Genomic DNA, 6,116 nt, shown 5'->3' with positions numbered 1-6,116 from the left:
CTCCGTCCGCGCGGCCCCCGCCGGCGGATACTTGCCAAGGGCAACTTCACCACGCTGTCCGGGGTGTCCCGGGCGCGTCGGGAGGCGGCCCGCGAACCCGCCGTACGGCGTTGGGAGGCGGCCGCCCGGACCCGCAGTACGGGCTCTGGCGCGCGACCCTCCGGGCGCGGACAATGCGTCTTATGCCGGACACGCAGGCCGCCCAGCCGTTCGTCGTCAGCAGGCGGCGACTCGAACCGACCACCGCCATGCTGTACGTCGGTGGCGTCATCTTCGCGCTGATGGTACTCCTCACCCTCGGCTGCATCGTGGTCGCGCTGGTCCGGGGCGACCCTGTCCGCGAGCCGCTGGAGGCGGTCTGGCTGTCCTGGTCCGGGATGCCGCTGATCTTCGCGGTCGGGCTCCCGGTCCTGATCCTGGTCGGCGTGGTGACCACGGCCGAGGCACGGGCCGAGGCCAAGCAGCAGCCCGAGGAGGTGGTGCTGTCGATCGACGCCGACGGCATCTACCTCGGCGGCAGCCGGCCGCAGCAGCTGCACTGGCCCGAGATCCAAGGAATCTGCCGGGTCGAGCGACTGTGGGACAACGGGGAGGGTGGCCTGAGCTGGCACCCGCATCTTGTGGTCATGCTGCTCCCGGAGGACCAACTGCCGCGCGACTCCAGCAAATGGGGACCCTCCAGGCACTGGCCCGGCACAGCGCACCTCTTCGGCCGCGAACTCCCCTACGACGACCTCGTCGCGGCGGTCCGGCAGCACGCTCCGCAAGTCCCCGTCACCGACCGCGGCCGGGTCCCCGACGAAGACCACTCACCCTCGTTCGACTGAACTGCTGGGCGTGCTGCCGGTCAACCCAACCCGATCAGCTCCGCGCCGTGAGCAGCTTTTCCAGGTCGCTCAGGGTGGCCATCGCGCCGATCGGACCGAGGCCGAGGAACCAGACCTCGTCGTCCACCCGGGCGACCTTGCCCGCCTTGACCGCGGGCAGTGCCTTCCACAGGTTGCCGTTGACGACGGTGTCCTCCGCGGTGGTGTTCGGCTTGCCGTAGCTGGAGTAGAAGATCCAGTCACCGTCCGCCTGGCCGATGTTCTCCTGCGAGATCTCGAGGGCCAGTTCCTGGATGTTCTGCACCTTCGGCCGCGGCAGCCCGATGTCCTTCAGGATCACGCCGATGAAGGACAGGTTGCCGTACAGCCGGATGTCACCCGGCCGGAACCGCACCAGCGAGATCGTCGGTGACCCGTCGACCTTGCTCTTCACCTCGTTCGCACGCTTCTGGTAGTCGTTCAGCACCTCGGTGGCCTTGGCCTCCTCGCCGAGCGCGTCCGCGACCAGGAGGAAGTCCTCTTTCCACGGGAACCCGGGCCGGATGCTCATCACCGTCGGCGCGATCGCGCTGAGCTTGGCGTACAGGTCGTTGGCGCGCAGCTTGCTGCCGAGGATCAGGTCGGGGTGCAGGTTCGCGATCGCCTCGAGGTTGAGCTCGGTGACCCCGCCGACGGTCTTGATGTCCTTGGCCTTGTCCGCCAGATAGCTCGGTACGCCGTTCTGCCCGGCGTTGGTCGCCATCCCGACGGGAGTGATCCCGAGCGCCAGCACGCCGTCGAGCTCACCGCTGTCCAGTACGACGACCCGCTCGGGCTTCTTGTCCAGCTTGGTCTCGCCGAGGGCGTGCTTCACCGTCCGCGGGAACACCCCGTCCGCCGCGTCGGAGCCGAGCTTCGCCGTCTCCGCGTCCGCGGTCGAGAACAGCCGCCCGCCGGTCGCGACCTCGGTGTCTCCGGGCCCCGCGTCGGCCTTCGTACCGCCGCCTCCACCGCAGCCGGCCAGTACTACAGCCAGTGCCAGTGATGCCGCCAGCGCGCTCCCGATCCGGCTCCTCATGCCAGTCCCTTCCTCGCCCGAAGTCAACGGTTGAGAGTACAACAACTTTGGGTAGGCATACCTAACAGGGTTAGAACACTCACAGCGCCAGGTCGACGCGCTCCCCCGCAGCGAGGGTGAGCTCGACTGTCCGCTCGAGATCGGTACCGAAGCCGATCCGGAACACCCCAGGTACGTCGGCCTGCACCGAGGCCGCGGTGAGCTGACCGTTGCGCCAGGACACGTCGAAGGACAGGCCGCCACGAGCCCGCAGACCGCGGAAGGAGCCGTCAGGCCACTCGGCAGGCAGCGCCGGAAGCAGACGGATCACATCGGTATGGCTCTGGATGAGCAACTCGGCGATACCGGCCGTCATGCCGAAGTTGGCGTCGATCTGGAAGATGTCGGCGTCGCGGTTCAGCAGGTTGTCCGACGCCAGCGTGGACAGGTAGTGACGAACCGCCCCAGCGGCCTTCTCCGGCTCGAGAAGCCTTGCCCACAAAGCAGTCAGCCACGCGCTGGTCCACCCACCAGGAGCACCACCAGACGTCCGTACTGCGAGCGCGGCGCGCGCGGCGGCAGTCCATTCCGGCGTACTGACCGGGTCGATCTCGGCACCCGGGTAGACGCCGTACAAATGGGACTGGTGCCGGTGGTCCGGTTCGGAAGGCGGCCAGTCGGTCGGCCATTCCATCAACCGACCGTCCGGCGCGATCGGGATTTCGGGCAGCCGGCCCACTGCGGCCTGGATCCGCGTTGCCAGGCCGGTCGACAGCCCCAGCACGCGCTCCGCCTCGAGGACGTTGCCGAAGAGTTCGCGCAGCAGCCAGATGTCGTACGTCGTGGTCAGGTCGACCGAGGCCTTCTGGCCCGACGGCAGGATGAAGTGATGCTCCGGAGCGGTCGACGGGATGAACCGCAGCCGCCCGTCGGAGTCCTCCACCAGCATCGCCAGCACGAACTCGGCCGCGCCGGCCAGGATCGGGTACGCCTTGTCGCGCAGGTACTCCTCGTCCGGGTGGAACCGGTAGTGCTCCATCAGATGAGCGGACATCCAGACCCCGCAAGTAGCCGCCATCGCCCAGACCGGGTCGTCACCACCTTCTCCGACCGGCCAGGTGGCTTGCCAGATGTCCGCGTTGTGGTGCGACACCCACCCGGGAGCGTCGTACAGGATGCGGGCCGTCTCGGCGCCGGATGCGGCCAGGCCTTCGAGCAGGCCGACCATCGGGTCGAAACACTCACGCAGACCGGTGACGTCGGCGGGCCAGTAGTTCATCTGGGTGTTGATGTTGTTGGTCCAGTCGCTGGCCCACATCGGACGGCGGTCCTGGTTCCAGATGCCCTGCAGGTTGGCCGCCTGGGTGCCGGGGCGGGAGGATCCCATCAGCAGGTACCGGCCGAAGGCGAAGGCCAGCGCGACCAGGTCCGGATCGTTGCCTCCGGCCCTTACCGCCTGGAGGCGTTCGCCGGTGGGCAGGTCGACCGGGTCGCCGAGGGTCAGCTCCGCACGGTCGTAGAGCGGGATGTGGTCGTCGAGGTGACGTTGCCGCAGCTTGTCGGGAGCAACGGCGTCGAGCAGCCGAACCGCCTCGGCCAGCGGCTGAGCCAGATCCCTTCCAGGCTTGACGGACCAGCCCTCGAAAGTGCTTGCCGCTGACAACACCAGGGTCACCGAATCGGCGCCCTCGATGGTGATCCCACTATGGCTGGTTCCGATCGCGCCGCCCTCGGCGAACGCGCGGAGCGCCACACCGAAGCCGATGCCGTGATCGTCGACGTACCGGATCGGGTCCGGGCTGGTCCGGTACTCGATGGTCAGGTCGGAAGGCGCGCGACCGACAGCGGCAACCGTCCTGCTGTCGAGCACCGACGGCTGCACCGGATGGTCGCTGCCAAAGGCAACCTGGAGGTCGACGGCATCCGGACAGTCCGCGGTGATCGTCCACACCAGCACCTGGTCCGGCGTGGAGACGTAGGTCTCGCGGTGGTATCGCACTCCCCCGCGGGTGTAGTCGACCGCGACGATGCCGGTGCGCAGCTCCAGGCTGCGGCGATAGTCCTCCGCCTCGCCGACTTCCGTGATCAGCAGATCGCCGAGCGGCTGGAAGGACTCCACCAGCGGTCCCTGCAGTGCGCGGCTCCGCTCGGTCGCAGCGAACTGGTCGCCGTCCTCGAGCAGCAGCCGGCGGATGTCGGCCAGTACTTCGGGACCGTCCGTCACCTCCAGCTCCCGCGGGCCGTCGCCGGACCAGACGTCGTCGAGGTTGAGCGCGATCCGCTCGTCGGCGACCCGGCCGAAGACCTTCCCGCCGAGGTGCCCGTTGCCCACCGGCAACGCCTCGAACCAGTCGGGCGCGGGCGTGCGGAACCACAGTTCGTGAGACATCGCTTTCCTCATAAAGAGAGTCACTCAAGGAGCAGCCGTGCCGGGGAGCCAAGTTGGTCGGCTCCCCGGCACGGCCGGGGTGGGGGGCTTACTCGGGTTACTTGCTGCCGGACTTGTACTTGTCGTACGCCTGCTGCTGGATCTCCAGGTACCGCTTCATCCCGGTGCTGTCGAGACCCTTCACGAAGGCGTCCCACCCGCTGTCGATGTCCTTCGATCCCGTGATGAACGCGAGCTGGTTCTGCGAGACATAGCTGTCCAGGTTCGTCTGCAGCGTGGCCAGCTCAGCGCCCAGCGCCGGGTCCGGCCAGACCGAGGCCAGCGGGAACTGCTGAGCCTTGTCCTCGTGACCCTCGTACTGCTTGGTCGCCTGGAACAGCCGCCGTTCGAGGCCGGCCTCCGAGTAGATGTCCTTCGGCACGACCTGCGCGTTGCGGTAGCGGAGCGTGTTGTTGTACTGGCCCATCGCGCCCCAGTTGATGTTCTTCGGCACCTGGGGACCCTGGATCGGCTTGTACAGCGGCGTGGCCTTCTCGTCCAGGGCGATGTCGCCAGGAGCAGGCTTGGTCCAGCCCACGCCTTCCGGCCCCATGTTGGTGTTCATCTGACCCTCGTCGGTGTAGATGTAGTCCAACATCTTGATGGCGGCGACCTGCGCCTCCTTGCTGGCCTTGTTGGTCAGCATGAAGGTGTAGCCGGTGGAGGACGGGTAGTTCAGGCCGGTGTAGCTCTTGCCCTCGGGGCCGGTCAGCGGCGGCACGGCGTCGTACTGCTTGTCCCTGCCGTCCTTGGAAGCGGCACCGAGCTGCACGAAGATGCCCGGGTACAGCACCGGAACCGAGCCCAGGGTGATCGCCTTCGGGTTGTTGCCCTGCGCCTGCAGGGCGGCCGCGGTCTGGGTGAAGGCCGCCTGGTTGATCAGGCCCTCCTTGTAGAGGGAGGCGATGTACTTCAGCCCCTCCTTGTACGCGTCCTTGCTGACCGGCGTGACCACCTTGTCGCCATCGAGCGAGACCAGCGACCGGACGCCGGTCTTCGCACCGATCGGGTCGAACAGGAAGGCGTTCATCAGGTACCCGAGCAGGGTGCTGTCCTGCGCGTCGGTGGTCAGCGGGATCTCGTCGGCCTTGCCGTTGCCGTTGGGATCCTTGGTCTTGAAGGCCTGCAGGACGGTCCGCAGCTCCTCGGTCGTCTTCGGCATCGGAAGGCCGACCTTCTTCAGCCAGGTGGAGTTGATCCAGAGCTTGTCCGGATAGGTGCAGTGGTAGCAGTCCGCCCACTGCGGCAGCGCGTAGATGTGGCCGTCAGGGGCGGTCGACATCTCCTTCAGCGTCTGGTTGGAGTCCAGCGCCTTCTGGATGTTCGGCGCGTTGTCCTTGATCAGCTGCTCCAGCGGCAGTGCGACGCCCTGCTTGCCGTACTTCAGCACCTCGGTCTGGGTGAAGGCGTCGACCCACGGAATCAGGAAGAACAGCGCCGGGTAGTCACCGCTGGCCAGGGCGATCTGTCGCTTCTCCTTGGCCGGCCCGGCGTCGAACGTGGTCGTCTGCCACTTGAACTGGATCTTGAACTTGTCGCTGACCAGCTTGGTCACCTGGTTGGTGTCCAGGTTCATGGTCGGGTCGGAGGGCGAGAAGGTAGTGATGATCGTCTTGCCGTCGGCCGTCGTCTCGTTTTTCGCCCCGTCGGCCGACTTGTCGGAGCTGCACGCCGCCAGGGCTAGTGCGAGGACCGCCGCCAGCGCGGTCACCTTGCTCAGGGTTGAGCGCATTTCGGTTGTTTCCCTTCTGGAACTGAACAAGAACAAGTGCCGTGTTTGCGGGGGTCGCTTAACCCTTGACCGCGCCGACCATCACGCCCTTGG

At 67.2% G+C, this 6,116-nt stretch carries 4 protein-coding genes; 1 reads left to right on the top strand and 3 read right to left on the bottom strand.

Annotation, left to right across the window (positions count from 1 at the left end; all coding sequences use genetic code 11):
- The first annotated feature begins 182 nt into the window (after window positions 1-182).
- Window positions 183-827 carry a hypothetical protein gene (locus VFG33_RS36270; protein WP_325057556.1) on the top strand — a complete coding sequence of 215 codons (645 nt, stop codon included), beginning with the start codon at window positions 183-185 and terminating at the stop codon, window positions 825-827.
- A gap of 34 nt (window positions 828-861) precedes the next feature.
- Here VFG33_RS36270 and VFG33_RS36265 read toward each other — a convergent pair whose 3' ends face one another.
- The 3 genes from VFG33_RS36265 to VFG33_RS36255 all read right to left on the bottom strand — a co-directional run bounded on the left by VFG33_RS36265 (window position 862) and on the right by VFG33_RS36255 (window position 6,023).
- Window positions 862-1,884: an ABC transporter substrate-binding protein gene (locus VFG33_RS36265; protein WP_325057555.1), complete on the bottom strand. Its 1,023-nt coding sequence runs from the start codon at window positions 1,882-1,884 to the stop codon at window positions 862-864.
- A gap of 79 nt (window positions 1,885-1,963) precedes the next feature.
- Entirely contained in the window at window positions 1,964-4,252 is a 2,289-nt protein-coding gene (locus tag VFG33_RS36260; RefSeq protein WP_325057554.1) for a glycoside hydrolase family 95 protein, read from the bottom strand.
- 97 nt (window positions 4,253-4,349) lie between these two features.
- The gene (locus VFG33_RS36255; RefSeq protein ID WP_325057553.1) at window positions 4,350-6,023 is read right to left on the bottom strand and encodes a type 2 periplasmic-binding domain-containing protein; all 1,674 of its coding nucleotides are present in this window, start codon (window positions 6,021-6,023) and stop codon (window positions 4,350-4,352) included.
- Window positions 6,024-6,116: the final 93 nt, after the last annotated feature.

It is taken from the genome of Kribbella sp. (genome assembly GCF_035687465.1).
Taxonomy (GTDB): Bacteria; Actinomycetota; Actinomycetes; order Propionibacteriales; family Kribbellaceae; genus Kribbella.
This window is presented reverse-complemented; position numbering and strand designations above follow the sequence as displayed.

What these genes read in the sequence shown, in the direction of transcription:
- VFG33_RS36270 (WP_325057556.1), top strand. Translation starts at nt 183, where the DNA reads ATGCCGGACACGCAGGCCGCCCAGCCGTTCGTCGTCAGCAGGCGGCGA.
- VFG33_RS36260 (WP_325057554.1), bottom strand. Translation starts at nt 4,252, where the DNA reads ATGTCTCACGAACTGTGGTTCCGCACGCCCGCGCCCGACTGGTTCGAG.
- VFG33_RS36265 (WP_325057555.1), bottom strand. Translation starts at nt 1,884, where the DNA reads ATGAGGAGCCGGATCGGGAGCGCGCTGGCGGCATCACTGGCACTGGCT.
- VFG33_RS36255 (WP_325057553.1), bottom strand. Translation starts at nt 6,023, where the DNA reads ATGCGCTCAACCCTGAGCAAGGTGACCGCGCTGGCGGCGGTCCTCGCA.